This is a genomic window from Streptomyces sp. NPDC059895, from assembly GCF_042731035.1.
GTDB lineage: Bacteria > Actinomycetota > Actinomycetes > Streptomycetales > Streptomycetaceae > Streptomyces.
On record NZ_JBHWKO010000002.1, the window covers coordinates 191,639 to 213,671 of the forward strand.

A 22,033-nucleotide genomic window follows, 5' to 3' on the forward strand; every position below is an offset into this window, starting at 1 on the left:
GCAACGGGGGGAATGGGAACGGCGGTAACGGGAACGGCAACGGGGGTGGCGGCGGCGGGGGTGGCGGCAACGGTAACGGCGGCGGTGGAAACGGCAACGGTAACGGGAATGGCGGTAACGGGAACGGGGGCAACGGCAACGGGAACAACTTCGGGGGGAACGGGAACAACTTCGGGGGGAACGGGAACAACTTCGGGGGGAACGGGAACGGGAACGGCAACAACAACTTCGGCGGTAACGGTAACGGTAACGGGAACGGGAACGGCAACAACAACTTCGGCGGCAACGGGAACGGGAACGGCGGTAACGGCAACAACGGGAACGGCAACAACGGGAACGGCAACAACGGCAACAACGGCAACGGCGGTAACAACGGAGGCCACGGCGGCAACAACGGCGGCCAGGGCGGCAACCTCGGCGGCAACGGCAACAACCACTTCGGGCTGTCCCCGAGCAACATCGTCGCGCTGCCCAACGTCGTGGCCCCCGGTGGGCAGCTGACCGTCACGGTCGACGGCTGCCGCAACGGCGGCACCATGACCTCGGACGCCTTCCGCAGGGCCAACCTGTCGCCGATCAACGGCGCCGGCGGAACGTCGCGGGGCACCACCACGGTCAACAGCAACGCGAGCCCGGGCTCGCACAGCATCACCGTCAACTGCAACGGCCGCACCCTGACGAACCCGGCCGCCTTCACCGTCATCGGCGGCGTCCGCGGCGGTCTCGGTGGCAGCAGCTCCAGCGGCGCCACCCCGGCCGACATCGCCATCGGCGGCGGGCTCGTCGCCGCGGCCGTCATCGGCGGCGGAGTCTTCTGGATGCGGCGCCGCGCCGAACGCCGCTCCTGACAGTGCGGTCAGGGACGCCCCGTGGGCCGCGCGCGGCACAGGCCTTCGCCCCGGTCCCTCCCGGGATCCGGGGCGAAGGCCTGCCATGCCGCCGGCGCCGGACTCCGGCCGCGGGAGGGCGTCAGTCCCCGGCGCCCGGGAAGAGGGCCAGGAAGGGTTCGGTGGTCGCGGTGATGCCCCGGCTGTAGGGCGCGTCGAAGTCCCAGATCAGGAAGAGAAGGAAGGCGATCAGCGCCGAGAAGAGCCCCGCCAGGATCAGCTCGCGCATGGTGCGCCGGATCTGGAGCGCGAAGACCATGCCGATGGTGATGACGGCCCCGATGACCAGCCCGAACCACACCACACCGGGCATCGTGGGATCCATCGAGCCCGCCCGGGCGTTGCGTGCCTGGTCCGCGACGGCCATCTGGTCCAGCAGGGGCTGGTAGGCCTGCGCCTCGAAGTCGGACTTCGGCTGGTAGTCGGTGAGGTCCGCGCGCAGGCGCCCGAGGAGCTCGTCGCCGCGCCGGGTCACCTCCCCCTTGTCGGCCATCACCTTCCACTCGGTGCTGACGACGTGTCCGACATAGGCGTTGACATCCTCCCGAACACGGTCACGGACGTCGGCCGGGTACACCCGCACCCGCTCCGAGATCTCGTGCAGTGCCTGGGCCTCCGTCTGTACGTGGTCCTGCGCGACGCCACGGGCCTCCCAGACCCCGGCGATGGCCAGGCCCAGGACGATGGCGTACACCACGCCGATCCACATCGTCATGTACTCGATGACGTCAGGGGTCTCCGAGGGGTCCTCGTCCTCCGACGCCGTGCGGTGCCGCACGAGGGTGATGACGACCACCACCGCGCAGGCGGCGAGCATCGCGAGGGTGAGAACAAGCCATTCCGGCAAGAGATGCCTCCAGGGTCGGCGTTAACGCGGCCGCAGCGCGGCGACGGCGACCACCGCGGGCGCGGTGATGAGCAGGACGTAGGTGACCGGCGAGGGGCCGTGGCGGGTGGGCCGCTGGCGCGGCGAGGTGTGGTACGCGGGGTAGTGCACGGGAGTCACCGAGGGGCGCGGCGTGGGCTTCGGGGTCGGTTTCGGGGTCGGCTTCGGGGTCGGGGTGGGTGTCGGAGCCGGGGCGGGAGCCGGTGGTACGACGGCCGGGGCCGGCCGCGGCGGTGCGGGGGCGGGGGGACGGGCCGGCCGAGGGGACGGCGCGGGCTTGGGCGGCGGCTTCGGCGTAGGGCTCGGCGTCGGTGTCGGGCTCGGCGTCGGCGTCGGCGTCGGCGTCGGTGTCGGTGTCGGCTTCGGCGGAGGCGTCGGCTCGGGCGGAGGGGGAGGCGGAGGGGTCGGCTTCGGCGGAGGCTTCGGCTTGGGCGGGGTGGGGGTCGGGGTGGGCGTCGGGGTCGGAACCGGGCACGCCGGCGACGTCGGCCACGGGGGCTTCCCCGCGACCGCGACCGCCTCGGTGCCGTCCGGGCCCGTCGAGGCGTACGCACAGGCGTCGGCCGCGGCCGTACCCGCCGGCGCGGCCGCCAGGATCCAGGCCGCGGTCGTCAGGGCCAACGCCCGGGCGACGAGGGCGGATCGGGTCGTTTCGAGTCCATGCACGACGGAGATCATGCGGCCACTCGCCCGCGTGCACGCCCGCGCGCGGGAGTCAATTCCCCGAACGAAGGACATTCGCCCCCGGTGGTCCGGCCGGAGCGCGCTCGCCTGTCCGGCCCACCGTACGTGTGTACGAATGCGTTGGGGGTGAACGGGCCCGGTCACAGGCGGCGGAAAGAATTTCCTGCCGCGGTTGAACACAACGACCACCGACGTGCGTACCCATGGCCGTGCGGCGGCGCAGCAGGGCGCTGCAACACCCTTGTGATGATCGGGGAGTTGTTGACGATGAAGACCTCCTGGCGGAGCGCCGCACTCGTGGCGAGCGCCGTGTCCGTTCTGGCGCTGACGACGGCGTGCGGTCAGGAAAACGGATCGTCGAACGCGAGCCAGAACGTGGGGGCCACCGCTCAGGCCGGCAGCATCGCGGGCGTGGGCAGCGGCTACGGCGGGGTCGGCGCCGGCATCAGCCCCAGCGCCTCGGCGGCCGCGGGCGGCACCGGGGCGGCCGCGGGGGCGGGCACCGCGGGTGAGCTGGCCGTCTCCGCCAACGCGGAACTCGGCAAGGTGCTCATCGACGCCGACGGCATGACCCTGTACCGCTTCGACGCGGACACCGCGGAACCGCCCAAGTCCAACTGCGACGGCGACTGCGCGACGACCTGGCCGCCCGTGCCCGCCGACGACGCCACGGCGGGCGACGGCATCGACAAGTCGCTGCTCGGCGAGGTCACCCGGTCCGACGGCACCAAGCAGCTCACCGTCGACGGCTGGCCGGTCTACCGCTACGCCAAGGACACCGACGCCGGGGACACCAACGGCCAGGGCGTGGGCGGCAAGTGGTTCGCGCTGGCCCCCGACGGCAAGAAGGCCAAGGTGTCCGACCTGCCCGGGCTGTCCGTGCGCAAGGACGCCAACCTCGGCGAGATCGTCGTCGACAAGAACGGCATGACGGTCTACCGCTTCGTGAAGGACCAGGCGTGGCCCGAACCGGTGACCGAGTGCCTGGGCGCCTGCCTGGAGAAGTGGCCGGCCGTCGCCCCGGTCGCCACCGACGACACCGAAGGCGTCCAGAAAAAGGGCCTGATGAGCTTCACCCGGCCGGACGGCATCAAGCAGATGACGGTCAACTGCTCGCCGATCTACACCTTCTCCGGTGACAAGGCTCCGGGGGACATCAACGGCCAGGGGGTCGGCGGCACGTGGTACGCCGTGGCCCCCGACGGCGAGCTGGTCGGTGCGCCGGAGCAGTAGGGATCGCCTCCCCAGGGCCGGTCCCCGTACCTGTCCCGGCACGTCCGACCCCCGGTCCGCCCCCTCCGCGCCGCACGGAGGGGGCGGACCACTGTGCTGTCGGCCCCGTCCTCCGTCGGGTACTTTGCGTGAGCTTCTTCGGGGAGAGCGACGCGGCACGTGCCGCAGGCAGTGACCGGGAACGGACGGTCAATTTCCGTTTCGGCTCGCCCGTTTGGCGGGCGATCAGTAGCCTCTGCTCGAACACCGGATCGCCTACGCCTTGGAGAGACAGATGGAGCGAACCGCCTGGGCTCCACGGAGCGTCGACATCTCCGTGCCCAGTGTCTCGCGGATCTACGACTACTACCTGGGCGGTTCGCACAACTTCGAGGTCGACCGGGAAGCGGCCCGCAGGGCCATGGAGTTCCTGCCGGGACTCCCCAAGATCATGCAGGCGAACCGGGCGTTCATGCGCCGTGCGGTGCGGTACGCGGCCGGCGAGGGCATCACCCAGTTCCTCGACATCGGGTCGGGCATCCCCACCTTCGGCAACGTCCACGAGGTGGCCCAGGAGGCCAGCCCCGGCGCCCGGGTCGTCTACGTCGACCACGACCCGGTGGCCGTCGCGCACAGCCAGGCGGTGCTGGAGGGCAACGAGGACGCGGACGTCGTCGCCGCCGACCTGCGCAAGCCGTGGGAGATCCTGACCAGCCCCCAGGTGGAGCACCTGCTCGACCTGGACCGGCCGGTGGCCCTGCTGCTCGTTGCCATACTGCACTTCGTGGAGGACGAGGACGACCCGTACGCGGCGGTGGCCGAGCTGACCGCCGCGCTCGCGCCCGGCAGCCTGCTCGTCCTCACACACGCCTCGTACGAGGGCATACCGCTGCCGCCCGAGCGGGCCGGCGGCGCGGTGGACGTGTACCAGGACATTCGCAACCCGCTGATCATGCGCTCGCGCGACGACATCGCGCGGTTCTTCGAGGGGTACGAGATGGTGGAACCGGGACTGGTGCCGATGCCGCGCTGGCGGCCGGAGACAGCGCCGGAGGACGAGGATCCGTACGCCTTCTCCGGATTCGCGGGCGTGGGGCGTACTTCGTGATCGCCGAGCCGGACGGGCCGGAGGACAGACTGCGGCGGTTCGCGACGATCTGGAGCCGGGCCGTGTACCCGGTGACCTCGACGTCGCTGACCAGGCCGGAGTTCGAGGAGCGACTGCTGCCGCTGGCCCGGCGGTTGAGCACGGCACTGCGCGCCAGGACGTTCGAGGCCGAGACCGCGAAGGCGATCGGTGCCGCGCTGGTCGACGCGCACTGCACCGACCCGGAGGCACTCGGCCACAGCCTGGACTGCGTCGACGCCTACCTGGTGCTCTACTGCGGTGAGGACGGGCCCCAGGAGGACCTGCGCACGCGCTGCTCCCGGCTCCAGCACGCCATGGCCGCCGGGTTCGCGCAGGCGCTGCGGGAGCGCACCCTGGCCGAGCAGGAGGCCATCGCCCAGGCGGCGCTCCAGGCGCAGGGCGTGGTGGCCCAGGCGCTGCACGCCAGCGAGGCCCGCTTCCGCGCCGTCTTCGAGGGCGCCGCCATAGGGATCGGCATCGCCGACCTGGACGGCACCGTCCTCCAGGTCAACGGGGCGATGCTGCGCATGTTCGGCGGCGGCGAGCAGTCGTTGCGCGGCCGCAACGTCCGCGCGTGGACGCACGCCGAGGACGCGCCCCAGGTCTGGCGGCTCTACGAGGAGCTGGTGCGCGGCGAACGCGAGCACTACCACGTGGAGAAGGCGTTCTACCGCCCTGACGGAACGGTCCTGTGGACCAACCTGACGGTCTCCCTGCTGCGCGACGCGGACGGCAACCCGCAGTACCAGCTGGCGCTCATGGAGGACACCACCGAGCGTCGCCTGCTCAACCTGCGGCTGCGCTACGAGGCCACCCACGACGCGCTCACCGGCCTGCCCAACCGCACCCTGTTCTTCGAACGCCTGGAGAAGGCGCTGGCCGCCGGCCAGGGCCAGCGCTTCGGCCTGTGCTACCTGGACCTGGACGGTTTCAAGACCATCAACGACAGCCTCGGCCACGCGGCCGGCGACCGGCTGCTCGTCGAGGTCGCCGACCGGCTCCAGTCCTGCGCGACCGCGCCGGGCGAGATGGTCGCCCGGCTCGGCGGCGACGAGTTCGTGGCGCTGACCACCGGCCCCGACACCCGCCGCGAGGTCGACGAGCTCGCCGCGCGCATCATGAACGCCCTGCTGGCGCCCGTGCGCATCGAGGGCCGGGAGCTGACCGTGCGCGGCAGCATCGGCATCGTGGAGGGCCCGGCGGGGGAGCGCAGCCCCGCCGAGGTGCTGCGCAGCGCCGACATCACCATGTACCGGGCCAAATCTGCGGGCGGCAACCGCTTCGAGCTCGCCGACCCCGAGGCCGACGCCCGCGCGATCACCCGGCACGGTCTGACCACCTCCCTCCCGGTCGCCCTGGAGCGGGGCGAGTTCTTCATCGAGTACCAGCCCCTGGTCCACCTCGGGGACAGCAGCGTGCGCGGCGCGGAGGCCCTGGTGCGCTGGCTGCACCCGCAGCACGGCGTGCTCGGCCCCGACCGGTTCATCCCGCTCGCCGAGCGCACCGGGCTGATCGTGCCGCTGGGCCGCTGGGTCCTGGAGCAGTCGGTGCGCCAGGCCCGCGCGTGGCGGGAACGCAGTGGGGACACGAGCCCCCTGCGCATCAACGTCAACCTCTCCCCGTGCCAGCTCACCCACCCCGGACTGGTGCAGGACACCGTCGACATCCTCGAGCGCGCGGGCGTCGAGCCCGAGGCCCTGTGCCTGGAGGTCACCGAGTCCGCCCTGATCGGCGCCGACGACGACCTGCTCAAGCCGCTGCGCCGGCTCGCCGAGATGGGCGTCGACATCGCCCTGGACGACTTCGGCACCGGCTACTCCAACCTCGCCAACCTGCGCCGGCTGCCGGTGAGCGTGCTCAAGCTGGACCGGTCCTTCACCCAGAGCATGCAGCAGTTCCCGGCCGACCCCGTCGACCTCAAGATCGTCGAGGGGATCGTCTCCCTGGCGCACAGCCTGGACCTGGCGGTGACCGTCGAGGGCGTGGAGACCGGCGCCCAGGCCGAACAGCTGCGGATACTGGGCTGCGACACGGCCCAGGGCTGGTACTACGCCCGCCCGGGCCCGCCCGAGCGGCTGCACGACCTGGCCCTGGTGGACGCCACGGGGTGAGGCCGGGGCCCGCCGGGGCTGGCGGGTTCGCCGGGTCCGTCGGGTCCGTCGGGTTCGCCGGGTCCGTCGGGTCCTTCGGGCTCCCGCCCGGAGACGCCGGCCGGCGGCCGGCACCACGGGCCGTGAGGCGGTGCGGCGCGGGCTGCGGGGCGGTGCGGCGCCGGGCCGCGTGACGGCTGAGGGCGGGTACGGCGGGGGTGCGGCGCGGAGCGGGGGCCGGCGGTGCGACGCCCGACCGGACGACGCGACGTCACCGCCCCCGCCCCCGCCGTGCCGCGCGGGTCACCGCTCCAGCAGCATCCGCTGGAGTTCCCGGGCCGCCCGCGGCGGGGCCACATCGCTGCGGTGGGCCAGCGCGATCGTCCGGTGCAGCCCGGGACGGGCCAGCGGGGTCACCCGCAGTCCGCGCCCCGACCGGGCCGCCACCATGCGCGGGACGACCGCCACGCCCAGCCCCGCCCGCACGAAGCCCAGCACCGCGTCCATCTCCCCGCCCTCCACCGCGAAGTCCGGCTCGAAGCCCTCCGCGCGGCAGGCGGCGACGGTCAGCTCGCGCAGGTCGTAGCCGTGGCGGAACATCACCAGGCGTTCGCCCTCCAGGTCGGCGACGCGGACCGTGCGCCGGCCGTTGCCCGGCCGCGGCGCCTCCGGGGAGGAGACCACCACGAGGTCCTCGCGCAGCAGCTCCACCGTCGTCAGGGCGGGGGAGGGCGTCGGCAGGGGCAGGACGACCAGGGCGAGATCCAGGGCGCCGCGGGCCAGCCCGCGGACCAGGTCGTGCGAGCCGCCCTCCTCGATCAGCAGGCGGATGCCCGGGTACCGGTCGTGGAAGGCGCGCAGCACGTCCGGCAGCAGGCCCGTGCACAGACTCGGGGTCGCGCCGAGCCGCACCCGGCCGCCGCGCAGCTGCACGAGTTCCTGCACCTCGTACCGCGCCGTCTCGGCGTCCGCCAGGATCCGCCGGGCCAGCGGCAGCAGCGCCTCGCCCGCGTCGGTGAGGGTGATGTTGCCGCGCGCCCGCAGGAACAGATCGGCTCCCAACTCCCGCTCCAGCGACTTGATCTGCTGCGACAGCGAGGGCTGCGCGACGTGTACGAGGTCGGCGGCGCGGGTGAAGTGCCGGGTCTCGGCCACCGCCACGAAGTACTGGAGCTGCTGGAACTGCATCCCGCCAGCATACGGCTTCCATAGGCATCGGCTATGGAAACGAGCTGGACCATGTCTTGGACCGATGGGGTCGTTCGGCCCTAGCGTCTCGTCCATGGCTCTGGCAACGCGGACGGACCGACGGCCGTCCATGGCACGCACCGTGTGGGACTCCTCCGTCGGCAAGAAGACGGTGATGGCCGTCAGCGGTCTGATCATGCTGCTGTACCTGGTCGTCCACATGATCGGCAACCTGAAGATCTTCTTCGGAGCGGAGGAGTTCAACCACTACGCGCACTGGCTGCGCACGGTCGGCGAGCCGTTCATGCACTACGAGTGGACCCTGTGGCTGGTCCGGGTGGTGCTGGTCGTCGCCGTGGTCGCCCACGCCGTCTCCGCGTACCAGCTCAGCCGCCGCGACATCAAGGCGCGCCCGAACAAGTACGTCCACAAGAAGCCGCGGGCGAGCTACGCCACCCGCACCATGCGCTGGGGCGGGATCATCCTCGGCCTGTTCATCGTCTGGCACATCCTGGACCTGACGACCGGGACCGTGCACTCCGGCGGCTTCCAGGAGGGCCACCCGTACCAGAACATCGTGGACACCTTCTCCACCTGGTACGGCAACGTGATCTACATCGTCGCGATGCTCGCCCTCGGCCTGCACGTCCGGCACGGCTTCTGGAGCGCCGCCCAGACCCTCGGCGCCGGAAGCCGCAGCCGCGACCGCGCCCTCAAGACCGTCGCCGACGTCCTCGCGCTGGTGCTCACGGCCGGTTTCGTCGCCGTCCCCGTGGCCGTCATGACCGGAGTGGTGAGCTGACATGACCTCGTACACCGATTACCTGACCGGCGAGCCGGTCGCCGACACCAAGGCACCGTCCGGCCCGATCGGCGAACGCTGGGACAAGCGCCGCTTCGAGGCCAAGCTGGTCAACCCCGCCAACCGGCGCAAGCACACCGTCATCGTCGTCGGCACCGGCCTGGCCGGCGGCTCCGCCGGGGCCACCCTCGCCGAACAGGGCTACCACGTCGTCCAGTTCTGCTACCAGGACTCCCCGCGCCGGGCCCACTCCATCGCCGCGCAGGGCGGCATCAACGCCGCGAAGAACTACCGCAACGACGGCGACTCCGTCCACCGGCTGTTCTACGACACCGTCAAGGGCGGCGACTTCCGGGCGCGCGAGTCCAACGTGCACCGCCTCGCGCAGATCTCCGTCGAGATCATCGACCAGTGCGTGGCGCAGGGCGTGCCCTTCGCCCGCGAGTACGGCGGTCTGCTGGACACCCGCTCCTTCGGCGGCGTCCAGGTGTCCCGCACGTTCTACGCCCGCGGCCAGACGGGCCAGCAGTTGCTGCTGGGCGCCTACCAGGCGCTGTCCCGGCAGATCGCGGCCGGGAACATCGAGCTGCACCCGCGCACCGAGATGCTCGACCTGATCGTGATCGACGGACGGGCGCGCGGCATCGTGGCGCGCGACCTGATCACGGGCAAGATCGACACGTACTACGCGGACGCCGTCGTCCTCGCCAGCGGCGGCTACGGCAACGTCTTCTACCTGTCGACGAACGCCATGAACTCCAACGCCACCGCCGTGTGGCGGGCGCACCGGCGCGGCGCCCACTTCGCCAACCCCTGCTTCACCCAGATCCACCCCACCTGCATCCCGCGCACCGGCGACCACCAGTCCAAGCTCACCCTGATGAGCGAGTCGCTGCGCAACGACGGCCGCATCTGGGTGCCGAAGGCCAAGGGCGACGACCGGCCGGCCAACAAGATCCCCGAGGACGAGCGCGACTACTACCTGGAGCGCATCTACCCCTCCTTCGGCAACCTGGTCCCGCGCGACATCGCCTCCCGCGCCGCGAAGAACGTCTGCGACGAGGGCCGGGGCGTCGGCCCCGGCGGCCAGGGCGTCTACCTGGACTTCGCCGACGCCATCAAGCGCATGGGCCGCAAGGCCGTGGAGGCCAAGTACGGCAACCTCTTCGACATGTACCACCGGATCACCGACGAGGATCCGTACGAGGTGCCGATGCGCATCTACCCGGCCGTGCACTACACCATGGGCGGCCTGTGGGTCGACTACGACCTCCAGACCACCGTCCCCGGCCTGTTCGCGATCGGCGAGGCCAACTTCTCCGACCACGGCGCCAACCGGCTCGGCGCGTCCGCGCTGATGCAGGGCCTGGCCGACGGCTACTTCGTGCTGCCGGCGACCATCAACGACTACCTCGCCCGCAACCCGCGCCAGGGCGAGGTCACCGACGAGCACCCGGCCGTGCGGGAGGTGCTGGCCGAGACCCAGGACCGCCTCGACCTGCTGCTGTCCGTGGACGGCGACCGCACGCCCGACTCCTTCCACCGCGAGGTCGGCGAGCTGATGTGGGAGTTCTGCGGCATGGCCCGCACGGATGCCGGACTGCGCAAGGCGCTGGAGCGCATCCCGCAGATCCGCGAGGAGTTCTGGCGGCGCATCAAGGTGCCCGGCACCGGCGAGGAGTTCAACCAGTCGCTGGAGAAGGCCAACCGCGTCGTCGACTACCTGGAGCTCGCCGAGCTGATGTGCCTCGACGCCCTGCACCGCTCCGAGTCCTGCGGCGGCCACTTCCGCGAGGAGTCGCAGACCGCGGACGGCGAGGCCGCCCGCAGGGACGAGGAGTTCGCCTACGCGGCCGCCTGGGAGTTCACCGGCACCGGCGAGGCGCCCGTCCTGCACAAGGAAGACCTGGTCTTCGAGTACGTCCACCCCACTCAGCGGAGCTACGCATGAAGCTCACCCTGCGCGTCTGGCGGCAGAAGAACGCCGACGCCGACGGCGCCATGTCCACGTACGAGGTGGACGGCATCTCGCCTGACATGTCCTTCCTGGAGATGCTCGACACCCTCAACGAGGAACTCATCCTGCGCGGCGAGGACCCGGTCGCCTTCGACCACGACTGCCGCGAGGGCATCTGCGGCGCCTGCTCCCTCGTCATCAACGGCGACGCCCACGGCCCCGAGCGCACCACCACCTGCCAGCTGCACATGCGCTCCTTCCGGGACGGCGACACGATCGACGTCGAGCCGTGGCGGGCCTCGGCGTTCCCGGTGGTCAAGGACCTGGTCGTGGACCGGTCGGCCTTCGACCGGATCATCCAGGCGGGCGGCTACATCACCGCGCCGACGGGTGCCGCCCCCGAGGCGCACGCCACGCCGGTGCCCAAGCCGGACGCCGACCTCGCCTTCGAGCACGCGGAGTGCATCGGGTGCGGGGCGTGCGTGGCCGCGTGCCCGAACGGCGCGGCGATGCTCTTCACCTCCGCCAAGGTGAACCACCTGAACGTCCTGCCGCAGGGCGCGCCCGAGCGGGAGACCCGGGTGCTGGACATGGTGGCGCAGATGGACGCCGAGGGCTTCGGCGGCTGCACGCTCGCCGGTGAGTGCGCGACCGCCTGCCCCAAGGGCATCCCTCTGGTCTCCATCACCGGCATGAACAAGGAATGGCTGCGGGCCACCCGCAAGGCCAAGCGCTGACAGGGGGCGCGCAGGAGCGCCGGCACAGGCGCATCGGAGCGCCGGTACGGGCGTGACAGACGTTCGCCGGAGAAGACGGTGGACGGGCGGGGCCGGGAGTGGTGCTCATCCCCGGCCCCGTCTGGCTTCCAGGTGAACGGCGCCGCGGGTTTCGGCTGACGGTCCGGGCACCGGAACATGGACGCCCGGAACGCGTCCGTGCCGTTCAACATCCGCACATCCACTCTCCTGGCACAGGTCACGTACACGCCAATCGGCATCGGAAGAACAGGGGCGGCGGGCCGGATCTCCCCGGCCCACCGGGTGCCGTCCCCATTTCCGGCCCGTGACCAGGAGAGTGCCATGACCGGGATTTCCACCCTCGACCGTCCCCCGCAGAGCACCGCGCCGGCCCGCTACACCGTCACCCTCGCCCGCGACGAGGCCGACGTACGGGCCGCGCAGCGGCTGCGGCACGACGTCTTCGCCGGCGAGATGGGCGCCCTGCTCACCTCCGCGCAGCCCGGCCTCGACGTCGACCCCTTCGACGCCTACTGCGACCACCTGCTGGTGCGCGACACCGGCACCGGGCAGGTCGTCGGCACCTACCGGCTGCTGCCGCCCGAACGCGCCGCGGTCGCCGGGCGCCTCTACTCCGAGGGCGAGTTCGACCTGACCGCGCTGGACGGCATCCGGCCCCAACTCGTCGAGGTCGGCCGCTCCTGCGTGCACCCCGACCACCGCGACGGCGCCGTCATCGGGCTCATCTGGGCCGGCATCGCCCGCTACATGGTGGACCGCGGCCACGAGTGGCTGGCCGGCTGCTGCTCCGTCCCGCTCGCCGACGGCGGCACCCTCGCGGCCGGCACCTGGGACCGGGTGCGCGACAAGCACCTGGCGCCGGAGGAGTTCCGCGTACGGCCGCTGCTGCCGTGGACGCCGCCGGCGGACGTCGCACCGCCCGCCCGCACCGAACTGCCCGCCCTGCTGCGCGGCTACCTCCGCCTCGGCGCCTGGGTGTGCGCCGAGCCCGCCCACGACCCCGACTTCGGGGTCGCCGACCTGTACGTGCTGCTGTCGATGCGCCGGGTCAACCCCCGCTACCTGCGGCACTTCCTCTCCCTCGTCCCGGCCTGATGAGCGTCTGGCTGCCCGGCGCGCCCTGCACCCCGCGGGCGTGCGTGGAGGCGACGGGATCCGTCACCGCCGTCCCGCGGGCCGTGCCGCGGCTCGTGGCGGTGGTGCTGCTCGTCCTCACCGGGGTCCTGCTGTCGACGCTCGGCAGTGGGTGCCCCCGGTTGTGGGGGAGGATCCCGGCCGGTGCGGTACGGGGGTGGAGCCGGGCGGTCGTGCGGGCGGCGGGCGTACGGGTCCGTACGACCGGCGCCGCCGCGCCCGCCGGCGGGCTGCTGCTGGTGGCCAACCACATCTCCTGGCTGGACATCCCCCTGCTGGCCGCCGTCCGCCCGGCCCGGATGCTCGCCAAGACCGAGATCCGGCGGTGGCCGGTGGCGGGGGCGATCGCCGCCCGGGCCGGTGTCCTGTTCATCGACCGCGACCGGTTGCGCGCCCTGCCCGCCACGGTCGACCGGATCGCCCGGACACTCCGCGCCGGACGGGCCGTCGCGGTGTTCCCCGAGGGCAGCACCTGGTGCGGCCGGGCCCAGGGCCACTTCCGGCGGGCCGTGTTCCAGGCGGCCCTGGACGCGCGGGTCCCCGTCCAACCGGTGCGCATCCGGTACCGGGCGGAGGGAGGCGGGGCCAGCACGGTGCCCGCCTTCGTCGGCGACGACTCCCTGCTCGCCTCGCTCTGGCGGGTGGCGACGGCGCGGGGACTGGTGGCCGAGGTGGAGGTGCTGCCGTCGATCCCGCCGGAGGCCCACCCGGACCGCAAACAACTCGCGGCCGCCGCCGGGGCGCGGGTACTGGGGCCGCACACGACGGCCACCTCCCACGCGGCGGAGGGCGGGCGGGACACGGTGCACGCGTTTCGCGTGGGGGAGGGTGTGCCGGGCGTGGCGGACGCGTCTCGCGTGGGGACAGGTGTGCCGGGCGTGGCGGACGCGTCTCGCCTGCGGGAGGGCGGGCCCGACGCGGTGCGCGCCTCTCGCCCGCCGGAGGGCGGTTCCGACGCGGTGGGCGCGTGTCCCGTGCGGCGTGACGGGCCGCACCCGGGGGACGCGATTCCTGTGCCGGACCGGGGCCGTCACGCGACGAGCGGATAGCGGACCCGCTGCTGTCCGCGCGGCGGCCGTCGACCACCGCGCGGCGGCCGCCGGCTCGCCGTGCGGCGGCCCCCGCGGCGCGCCGCTCAGGCGAGGGGCGCCCCCGTGTCGGCGGTGGTCCTCCCCGGCTGCCCGCCCGTGTCGGCGGCGGTCCGCCCCGGGTGCACGATCCCGGCCAGGCGCCGGTAGGAGTCCAGCAGGGCCGCACGGTCGTGGGTGCTGGTGGTGACGAGGACCTCCTGCGCGCCGGTCTCCGCCAGCAGGGCCTCCAGCGCGGGGGCCACCTCGTCCTCGGTGCCCGCGATGTGGCCGGTCAGGCCCGCCTCGAAGAGGCCGCGCTGCTTCGCGGTCATGGCGCGGGCCTCGGCCTCCTCGGCGGGCGGCAGCGGCGGGAAGGTGCCGTGGGTGCGCGCGTACGCCATCGACCAGGCCTCGGGGAGCAGCAGCCGGCGGGCCTCCCGGGGGGTGCCGGCCACCGCGACCGTGCCCGAGACGACGACGTACGGCTCCGCCGCCCAGGGGGAGGGCCGGAAACGGGCGCGATAGCGGTCGATGCCACGCCGCATCCTGTCGCGGTCGCGGAGGTCCCCGATGACCATCGGCAGGCCCGCCTCCGCCGCGATCCGGGCGCCCTCGCCCATGGCCAGCACGAACGGCGGCACCGTCAGGCCCTCGGTGGGCCGGGCGTGCACGCCGGTCGGGGACGTGCCCCGGAACCAGCCCAGCAGTTCCTGAAGTTGCCCGGCGAAGTCGTCGGCGTCGTCCTTGTCGCGCCCCAGGGCCCTGCGCACGCCGTCGGTGAAGCCCACCGAGCGGCCCAGGCCCATGTCGATCCGCCCCGGGAACAGGGACTCCAGGACGCCGAACTGCTCGGCCACGACCAGCGGCCGGTGGTTGGGCAGCATCACTCCGCCGGTGCCGACCCGGATGGCCCGCGTCGCGCCGGCCACCGCGGCGGCCAGGACCGTCGGCGCGGAGCCGGCGACCCCGGGCACCCCGTGGTGCTCCGCCACCCAGAAACGGTGGTAGCCCAGCCGTTCCGCCTCCTGTGCCATCCGCACGGTGTCCCGCAGCGCCTCGGCGCCGGTGTGGCCCTCACGGACACGGGAGCGGTCGAGGACGGAGAATCGGGCCGAGGCGATCGCGGAGGTCATGAAGGGTTCAACAGCGCGCCCCCCACGGGATTCCCGGCCGGACCCCCGGCTGGACCTCTGGCCGGACCCCCGGCCGGACCTCTGGCCGGACCCCCGGCCGGACCTCTGGCCGGACCTCTGGCCGCTCTCCCGGCCGGTCCTGCCCGCTCAGGCCGGTTGCCGGGCGGCGGGGGGACCCCTAGGGCGAGGGTGTGCCCCCTAGGGTGAGGGGGTGACCGACACCCGCAGGCGGCCGATCGCCGTGTTCGACCTGGACAACACCCTCGCCGACACCACCCATCGGCAGCGCTTCCTGGAGTGCAGGCCACGGCAGTGGGACGCCTTCTTCGCGGCCGCGCCGCAGGACCCGCCGCTCCCCGAGGGCGTGGCGATGGCCGTGGAGCGCGCGGGGGAGTGCGAGGTCGTCTACCTGACCGGGCGGCCCGAGCGCTGCCGACGGGACACCCTGGAGTGGCTGGAGCGGCACGGGCTGCCCGCCGGGCGGGTGTACATGCGCCGCGACGACGACCGCCGGCCGGCCCGCCGCACCAAGCTGGAGACGCTGCGCCGGCTGGCCCGCGACCGGGAGGTGCGGGTCCTCGTGGACGACGACGACCTGGTCTGCGACGACGCCGAACAGGCCGGCTTCACGGTGGTCCGGGCGCGCTGGACGCAGCCCTCGGCCGCCCTGCGGGTGGCGCAGGAGCGGGAGGGCCGCACCTGAGCGTGCGGACCCGGGGGTGCGGCCCGAGGCCCGTCACCCCGACTCCTCCAGACGGAAGCCGACCTTCAGGCCCACCTGCCAGTGGGCGATGTCGCCGTCCTCGATCTGGCCGCGCACCTGGGTGACCTCGAACCAGTCGAGGTTGCGCAGGGTCTGCGAGGCCCGGGTGATGCCGTTGCGGATCGCCTGGTCGACGCCGTCCGGCGAGGTGCCGACGATCTCCGTGACCCGGTAGGTGTGGTTCGACATACGGGGCTCCTCTCCGCGGCCGTGCTCGCGTCGCGCGGTGCACGCGTCGCCGCGTCACTCCACGGTGCCCCACGGCACGACAGAACGCGAGGCGTCAAAGGGGATATTCCTATCTATCTGATGATATAAGGATCATGTTGCTGGGGGTGTGGCTGTCTGCGTCGAAGCTCCAACAGCCGTACCCGCGATCCGTGATTGGGGGTTTGAAGGAGACCATGCGGCGGTTCAGAAACGCGATGTCCCGACAGGCGCCGGTCCCCGTGGCGCGCCACCCCATCCACCGCGAGGAGACGAGGGCCCGTTGGTACGCCCCCTTCGCGGTGGGTGTCGATCTCCTGGCCGCGGCCCTGCCGGTCGCGGCGGCGTTCGTGGAGGTCCACGAACCCCACCCGCTGCGCTACGCGGCCGTCGCCGCCCTGCTGTGGCCCCTCATCGGGGTGGTGAGCAAGCGGTACACCCACCAGAACTGGGGCGACGGAGGCGGCCTGAGGGCGGTGATACGGGACTGGCTCGTCCTGGTCGGCGCCCTGGCGACGCTGCGCGTGGTCTGCGGGCTGGACAGCGTCCCCGCCGAGGCGTTCACGGCGCTGATCCCCGCGCTGGTCCTGACGGGCGTCAGCCAGAAGCTGATCCACCGTCACCTGCTGGCCGCCCGCCGGGACGCCCGCGCCCTGCGGCACGTGCTGGTCGTCGGCGAGGCCTCCACCGTCGACGCCGTGGTCGAGCAGCTCGCCCAGCGCACCGACCACGAGTACGTGGTCGTCGGCGCCTGCCCGGTGGGCGACGGCGAGGTCCGCTCCGGGGTGCCGGAGTGCGTCCGGCTGCCCCGCGCGGCGCCCGAGGCGCCCGAGGAGGACGCCACGGCCGTACTCGGGGCGGCCGACGAACTCGCGGCCGACCTGGTGTTCGTGGCGCCCGGCCCGTACCTGTCCGGCGAGCGGGTGCGCCGGCTGTCCTGGGCACTGCACGACCAGGGCCGCTCCCTCATGGTGCTGCCCGGCATCGTCGAGGTGTCACGCCGTCGGGTGCGGCTGACCACGGCGGCCGGCCTGACGCTGCTGCACATCGCGCCACCGCTGCAACGCGGTGCGCACACCGTGGCGAAGTCGCTCGTGGACCGGTTGGGCGCCCTGGCGCTGATCGCCCTGTTCTCGCCGCTGCTGTTCCTGCTCGCCCTCGCCGTCCGGCTCGGTTCGCCCGGTCCGATCCTGTACCGCCAGACCCGGGTCGGCCGCAACGGGGAGCCGTTCCCCATGTGGAAGTTCCGCACGATGGTGGTCGGCGCCGACCGGATGAAGAGCGGGCTGGAGGCGCAGAACGAGAACGACGGGCACATGTTCAAGATGCGCCAGGACCCGAGGGTCACCCGGGTGGGACGCGTCCTGCGCCGCTACTCGCTGGACGAGCTGCCCCAGCTGTTCAACATCCTGTTCGGCCACATGTCCCTGGTCGGTCCGCGCCCCCCGCTGCCCGAGGAGGTCGCCAAGTACAACGGCGTCGAGATGCGCCGGCTCAGCATCAAGCCGGGCCTGACCGGCCTGTGGCAGGTGAGCGGCCGGTCGGACCTGTCGTGGCGCGAGACGGTCGCCCTCGACCTGCGCTACGTCGACAACTGGTCGCTGGCCGGCGACATGAACGTCATGGCCCGCACCCTGCGCGTCGTACTGGACGGACAGGGCGCCTACTGAGGACGGATGCGGTCCCCTTCCCGGACCGCATCCGCCATCCGGGCACGTCTGCGGCCAACACGCGGTGAACGCGGCGGATCCGCCCCGGGCGACGTGAAGGATCGCGGCGACGGGGACGTCTTGGCCCTCGGGAAGGGACACCGCCATGGCACAGACCTCAGCCGCACACCCCACCGCCGCACAGCGCGCGCCGGCCCCGCCCTCGGACGGCCCCGCCGGTGCCGGCGCCCACCGGTCCGCGGTGGCGTGGTCGCTGCGCGGCTTCACCGGCGCCGGATACGACAAGGGGCGTCCGCTGCCGGTCCAGGCCGCCTGGTTCGCCGCCTGCCACCTGCTGTTCGTCAAGTGGTGGTTCCCGGCGCGCTGGCGGCCGGCCCTGCTGCGCGCGTTCGGCGCCCGCGTCGGACGGCGGGTGCTGATCCGGCGCGGGGTGCGCGTCCACTGGCCCTGGAAGCTGGACGTCGGCGACGACGTGTGGATCGGCGAGGACGCCTGGATCCTCAACCTCGAACCGGTCACGATCGGCAGCGACTGCTGCGTCTCGCAGAGCGCGCTGCTCTGCACGGGCAGCCACCGCCGCCGTTCCGCCACGTTCGAGTTCGACAACGGCCCCATCCGGCTGGAGCCGGGCAGCTGGGTCGCCGCCCGCGCGGTCGTGCTGCGGGGCGTCACCGTCGGCCGGGGCGCCGTGGTCGGCGCCGGGGCCGTCGCCCACCGGGACCTCGCGCCGGGCGCGGTCCTGACGGCGGGCGGGACGCCCGCAACGGACCCGTCCGGGTCCGGCGCGTCCGGCGCGACCGCCGTGTCCACCCCTGAGGCGAAGGGAGCCACGGCATGAGACTGGTCCATGTGGTCACGCTCGTCAGTGACGACGGCGCGTTCGGCGGACCGACGAGCGTGGCCGTCGCCCAGCTCGAGGAGTGCGCCGCCCGCGGCCACGACGTGACGCTGGTGTCGCTGTGGCGGGGCAGGACACCCGCCGCCGGGCGCATCGGCGCCGTCCGGTTCGTCTCCCGTCCGGCGTGGCGCGTCGTGCCCGGCCAGGGCTGCCTCGGCCTGATGCACCCGCTGCTGCTGCGGGACCTGTGGCGGGCCATGGGACACGCCGACGCCGTCCACGTGCACGCGGGACGCGACCTCGTCTCCCTCGCCGCGCTCGCCGTCGCCCGGCTGCGGCGCACCCTCTTCGTCACCCAGACGCACGGCATGGTCGAGCCCCGCACCGCGACCGTCGCCCGGGTCTTCGACCGCCTCTTCGTGCCCCTGCTGCGCCGGGCGCGGTGCTGCCTGGTCCTCACCGAGCGGGAGCGGCGGGCGCTGACCGAGGTACTGGGCCCGGCCCGGCCACCGCTGGTGTCCCTGCCCAACGGGCTGCGCGTGGGCGGTGGCGAGACGGGTGCCCGGCGGCGCGACGACCACGAGGTGATCTTCCTGGCCCGCCTCCACCCGCGCAAACGCCCCGAGGCCTTCGTCGAGATGGCCGCCCTGGTCCACAAGGAGATGGCCGAGGCGCGCTTCACGCTCTACGGCGCGGACGAGGGCTCCCTGCCGGCGGTGCGGCGGCTCGTCGCGGACCGCGGGCTGACCGACGTGGTCACCTACGGCGGCGCGCTGGAGCACTCCGCGGCGCTGGAGGCCTACCGCAGGGCCGCCGTCTACGTCCTGCCGAGCGTGCGGGAGCCGTTCCCGATGACCGTCCTGGAAGCGCTGGCCGAGGGCACGCCGGTGGTGTGCACGGACAGCAGCGGCATCGCGGCCGAACTGGCGCGCCGGGACGCGGCGCTCGTCACCGACGGCAGCCCGGAGGCCCTGGCCGACGCGGTGTGCCTGCTCCTCGCCGACGAGGACCTGCGCGAGCGGCTGGCCGAGGCCGGCCGCCGCGCGATCGACGAGGTCTTCTCGATCCGCGCGGTCGCGGACCGGCTCGAGGACGTCTACCAAGACCGTCCCGCACCCGGACGACATCGGTAACCCCCCACCGCACGGACGGCACGCACGGCCCGGCGCCGACGGGGACGACCCGGAAAAGCCCGGCGCCGGCCACCGCGGGCCCGCCGTCGCAACGGCTGGCCCGCGGTGGCCGGCGGCACGGCGGGGCGTCAGCGCGCCGGGGCGCGGCCGACCGTGCGGAGGATGTCCTCGAAGCGGGAGGCGCAGTCCTCCAGGGAGAACTCCCGCTCCGCCAGGGCGCGGCTCTCCTTGCCCAGCGACTCGGCGCGCGCCGGGTCGGACAGCACCTCCTGGACCCAGGCGCAGGCCTCGTCGAGTGCGGACTCCTCCGGCGGGAAGACCGCGGACCCCGCCTGGCGGAGCAGGTGCGCGGCCAGATTGCCCGCGGGCATCAGACCGAGCACCGGGCGCCCCGCGCACAGGTACGACAGTGTCTTGGACGGTACGGAGAACTCGCCGGCGTCCGCCGCCAGGAGGACGACGAGGAGGTCGCCGGTGCCCAGCACCTCGGGCAGCCGCTCGTAGGGCTGGAAGGGCAGCAGGGTCAGGTCCACCCCGCGGGCGGCCGCGGCCTGCCGGAGCACGGGCACGGCCGGGCCGTCGTTGACGACGACGAGCCGGACCGGCGTGCCCCGGTCCCGCAGCCGCTCGGCCAGCTGCACCAGCAGCACCGGGTGGTGCTTCAGGCCCAGCGTGCCGGAGTACAGCACCGTCCGCACCCCGTCCAGACCCTGCTCGGCCGACCAGGCGTTGGCCCGGTCGACGGGGACGATCTCGTCCAGCGGCGCCCAGTTGGGGATGACGGTGACCTTGCCCGCGGTGCCCCACCGCCGGTGGATCCGCACGAAGGACTCGGCGATCACCACGATGGCCGCGGCCCGGCGCGCCGACCACTTCTCGCCCGCCCCGAAGACCTTGGCGGCGAGCCCCATCGTCCTCGCCACGTCGGCGGCGGCGAAGCTCTCCAGCGCGACGGCGGTCACGTCCTGGTGCCACAGCACCCAGGGGATGCGCAGCCGCCGCAGCACGGCCGCCGCCACCACCAGCACCGGGATGGGCAGGTTGGAGAGCATCGCCACGTCGGGCTTCTCCCGCCGTACCTGCCGGGCCAGCTCCAGGCCCAGCAGGGTCTCCTGGCGGAGCCGGTGGAAGTAGGCCTCCTTCCTGAGCGCGGTGCCGTTCCCGATGGTGGCGAAGCGCAGGCCCGGGGCGCCTCCGGCGAGGTTGCCCTTGCCGGAGACGTAGGCGGTGCACGTCGAGTGGACGACGTCGTGGCCGCGGCGCGCCAGTTCCCGGCTCAGCTGCGCCTGGAACGGGTGGCCGCTGTAGTCGTGGACGAGGATCCTCATCGGCTCTCCGGGTCCCGGTGCGCGGCGTTCTCGGTCGGGTCTCACTGCTGGGAGCGCTTGACCTGGTCGTAGACCCAGGCGTAGGTCCGCTCCAGGCCGTCGAGCAGGGAGACGGCCGGTTCCCAGCCGTGGATCTCGCGGATCAGGGTGTTGTCCGAGTTGCGGCCGCGCACGCCCTGCGGGGCGTCGAGCCGGTGGCTGCGCTCGCAGCGCACGCCCGCGATCCGCTCGACGACGTCGACGAGCTGGTTGATGGTGACCAGCTCCGAGGAGCCGAGGTTGACCGGGACGCCGCTGTCCCCGTTCATGATCATCTGGCTGCCGTGGAGGCAGTCGTCGATGTACATGAAGGAGCGGCTCTGCAGGCCGTCGCCCCAGATCTCGATCCGGTGGTCGCCGGAGACGACCGCCTCGGCCACCTTGCGGCACACCGCGGCCGGGGCCTTCTCCCGGCCGCCGGTCCAGGTGCCGTGCGGGCCGTACACGTTGTGGTACCGGGCGACGCGGGTGACGAACCCGTAGTCCTCGGCGTAGTGGCGGCACATGCGCTCGGAGAACAGCTTCTCCCAGCCGTAGCCGTCCTCCGGCTGCGCGGGGTAGGCGTCCTCCTCCCTGAGGGCGGTGAGGTTCGGGTCGGTCTGCTTGCCGGCGGCGTACACGCAGGCGGAGGAGGAGTAGAAGTAGCGCTCCACGCCGGCCTCGTGGGCGGCCTGGAGCATGTGGGTGCTGGTCAGCACCGACATCATGCAGGCGGCCTTGTTGTTCTCGATGAAGCCCATGCCGCCCATGTCGGCGGCCAGCATGTACACCTGCCGGGCGTCCCGGACGCCCGCGCGCGCACGGTCCAGGAGCGACAGGTCGGCGACCACGTTCTCGGCGTCCTGGTGGAGCTGGTACCACTCGTTCCGGGGCTTGATGTCGATGGAGCGGACGGTCAGCCCCTGGGCGAGGAGGTCGCCCACGAGATGCCCTCCGATGAATCCCCCGCCACCGGCGACGACGACGTCGACCTGCTTGCTCATAGCGCGACTCCCTGAGTGCTCCGGAGATGTGATGTGCGGTCAGCCGGTCCTCCGCCGCCTGCGGCGCCGTCCGGCGCCGGGCTCCTGCGGAGACCTGCGCGACAAGCTATGCAGACTTGTCATGATTTGGGGTAAAAGGCAC

The 22,033-nt window shown here is 73.1% G+C and carries 18 protein-coding genes and 2 pseudogenes; 13 read left to right on the forward strand and 7 right to left on the reverse strand.

The window, feature by feature from the left end:
• Positions 1-446 precede the first annotated feature (446 nt).
• Positions 447-848, forward strand: a pseudogene (locus ACFV9M_RS02850) (hypothetical protein); the annotation flags it as partial.
• Positions 849-969: 121 nt separating this feature from the next.
• Here the strand turns inward: ACFV9M_RS02850 and ACFV9M_RS02855 are convergent.
• Entirely contained in the window at positions 970-1,734 is a 765-nt protein-coding gene (locus ACFV9M_RS02855) for a hypothetical protein (RefSeq protein ID WP_385064969.1), read from the reverse strand.
• A gap of 21 nt (positions 1,735-1,755) precedes the next feature.
• On the reverse strand, positions 1,756-1,884 hold the full coding sequence (locus tag ACFV9M_RS02860; RefSeq protein ID WP_385064972.1) for a hypothetical protein: 129 nt from the start codon (positions 1,882-1,884) through the stop codon (positions 1,756-1,758).
• 840 nt (positions 1,885-2,724) lie between these two features.
• Between ACFV9M_RS02860 and ACFV9M_RS02865 the strand changes: the two genes are divergently transcribed.
• The 3 genes from ACFV9M_RS02865 (at position 2,725) to ACFV9M_RS02875 (ending at position 6,909) form a co-directional block, all read left to right on the forward strand.
• Positions 2,725-3,690, forward strand: coding sequence for an SCO0930 family lipoprotein (locus ACFV9M_RS02865; RefSeq protein WP_385064975.1), 966 nt, complete (start codon positions 2,725-2,727; stop codon positions 3,688-3,690).
• Between the two features lie 274 nt (positions 3,691-3,964).
• Positions 3,965-4,777 carry an SAM-dependent methyltransferase gene (locus ACFV9M_RS02870; protein ID WP_385064977.1) on the forward strand — a complete coding sequence of 271 codons (813 nt, stop codon included), beginning with the start codon at positions 3,965-3,967 and terminating at the stop codon, positions 4,775-4,777.
• Positions 4,774-6,909 carry a putative bifunctional diguanylate cyclase/phosphodiesterase gene (locus ACFV9M_RS02875; RefSeq protein WP_385064980.1) on the forward strand — a complete coding sequence of 712 codons (2,136 nt, stop codon included), beginning with the start codon at positions 4,774-4,776 and terminating at the stop codon, positions 6,907-6,909. Before ACFV9M_RS02870 ends, ACFV9M_RS02875 begins: the two co-directional genes overlap by 4 nt.
• A gap of 282 nt (positions 6,910-7,191) precedes the next feature.
• Here ACFV9M_RS02875 and ACFV9M_RS02880 read toward each other — a convergent pair whose 3' ends face one another.
• A complete protein-coding gene (locus tag ACFV9M_RS02880; protein ID WP_385064982.1) occupies positions 7,192-8,076 on the reverse strand; it encodes a LysR family transcriptional regulator in 885 nt (294 codons plus the stop codon).
• 130 nt (positions 8,077-8,206) lie between these two features.
• Between ACFV9M_RS02880 and ACFV9M_RS02885 the strand changes: the two genes are divergently transcribed.
• From ACFV9M_RS02885 to ACFV9M_RS02905, 5 genes and pseudogenes are all read left to right on the forward strand, one after another.
• Positions 8,207-8,878, forward strand: coding sequence for a succinate dehydrogenase (locus tag ACFV9M_RS02885; RefSeq protein WP_385064985.1), 672 nt, complete (start codon positions 8,207-8,209; stop codon positions 8,876-8,878).
• Between the two features lies 1 nt (position 8,879).
• Positions 8,880-10,829 (forward strand): fumarate reductase/succinate dehydrogenase flavoprotein subunit, encoded by a 1,950-nt coding sequence (locus tag ACFV9M_RS02890; protein ID WP_385064988.1) that lies wholly within the window; start codon positions 8,880-8,882, stop codon positions 10,827-10,829.
• The gene (locus ACFV9M_RS02895; RefSeq protein ID WP_385064991.1) at positions 10,826-11,572 is read left to right on the forward strand and encodes a succinate dehydrogenase/fumarate reductase iron-sulfur subunit; all 747 of its coding nucleotides are present in this window, start codon (positions 10,826-10,828) and stop codon (positions 11,570-11,572) included. Before ACFV9M_RS02890 ends, ACFV9M_RS02895 begins: the two co-directional genes overlap by 4 nt.
• A 342-nt stretch (positions 11,573-11,914) precedes the next feature.
• Complete coding sequence (locus ACFV9M_RS02900) at positions 11,915-12,688, forward strand: GNAT family N-acetyltransferase (RefSeq protein WP_385064994.1); 774 nt, start codon at positions 11,915-11,917, stop codon at positions 12,686-12,688.
• Positions 12,688-13,503: pseudogene (locus ACFV9M_RS02905) on the forward strand (lysophospholipid acyltransferase family protein); the annotation flags it as partial. The gene ACFV9M_RS02900 and the pseudogene ACFV9M_RS02905, both read left to right, overlap by 1 nt.
• Before the next feature lie 359 nt (positions 13,504-13,862).
• Here ACFV9M_RS02905 and ACFV9M_RS02910 read toward each other — a convergent pair.
• Complete coding sequence (locus ACFV9M_RS02910) at positions 13,863-14,930, reverse strand: LLM class flavin-dependent oxidoreductase (protein WP_385064996.1); 1,068 nt, start codon at positions 14,928-14,930, stop codon at positions 13,863-13,865.
• A gap of 211 nt (positions 14,931-15,141) precedes the next feature.
• On the opposite strand from ACFV9M_RS02910, the gene ACFV9M_RS02915 reads away from it, so the two are divergent.
• Positions 15,142-15,633: a hypothetical protein gene (locus ACFV9M_RS02915; protein WP_385064999.1), complete on the forward strand. Its 492-nt coding sequence runs from the start codon at positions 15,142-15,144 to the stop codon at positions 15,631-15,633.
• Positions 15,634-15,666: 33 nt separating this feature from the next.
• On the opposite strand, the gene ACFV9M_RS02920 is transcribed toward ACFV9M_RS02915, so the two are convergent.
• Positions 15,667-15,882: a dodecin gene (locus ACFV9M_RS02920; RefSeq protein WP_385065002.1), complete on the reverse strand. Its 216-nt coding sequence runs from the start codon at positions 15,880-15,882 to the stop codon at positions 15,667-15,669.
• 215 nt (positions 15,883-16,097) lie between these two features.
• Between ACFV9M_RS02920 and ACFV9M_RS02925 the strand changes: the two genes are divergently transcribed.
• From ACFV9M_RS02925 to ACFV9M_RS02935, 3 genes are all read left to right on the forward strand, one after another.
• Positions 16,098-17,570, forward strand: coding sequence for a sugar transferase (locus tag ACFV9M_RS02925; protein ID WP_385065004.1), 1,473 nt, complete (start codon positions 16,098-16,100; stop codon positions 17,568-17,570).
• 145 nt (positions 17,571-17,715) lie between these two features.
• Complete coding sequence (locus tag ACFV9M_RS02930; RefSeq protein WP_385065005.1) at positions 17,716-18,408, forward strand: DapH/DapD/GlmU-related protein; 693 nt, start codon at positions 17,716-17,718, stop codon at positions 18,406-18,408.
• Entirely contained in the window at positions 18,405-19,541 is a 1,137-nt protein-coding gene (locus tag ACFV9M_RS02935; RefSeq protein WP_385065008.1) for a glycosyltransferase, read from the forward strand. The genes ACFV9M_RS02930 and ACFV9M_RS02935 overlap by 4 nt, the downstream gene beginning before the upstream one ends.
• Positions 19,542-19,669: 128 nt before the next feature.
• Here the strand turns inward: ACFV9M_RS02935 and ACFV9M_RS02940 are convergent, their stop codons facing one another.
• Both ACFV9M_RS02940 and ACFV9M_RS02945 read right to left on the reverse strand, forming a co-directional pair.
• A complete protein-coding gene (locus tag ACFV9M_RS02940; protein WP_385079625.1) occupies positions 19,670-20,869 on the reverse strand; it encodes a glycosyltransferase family 4 protein in 1,200 nt (399 codons plus the stop codon).
• Between the two features lie 41 nt (positions 20,870-20,910).
• Positions 20,911-21,891 carry an NAD-dependent epimerase/dehydratase family protein gene (locus tag ACFV9M_RS02945; RefSeq protein WP_385079628.1) on the reverse strand — a complete coding sequence of 327 codons (981 nt, stop codon included), beginning with the start codon at positions 21,889-21,891 and terminating at the stop codon, positions 20,911-20,913.
• Positions 21,892-22,033 lie beyond the last annotated feature (142 nt).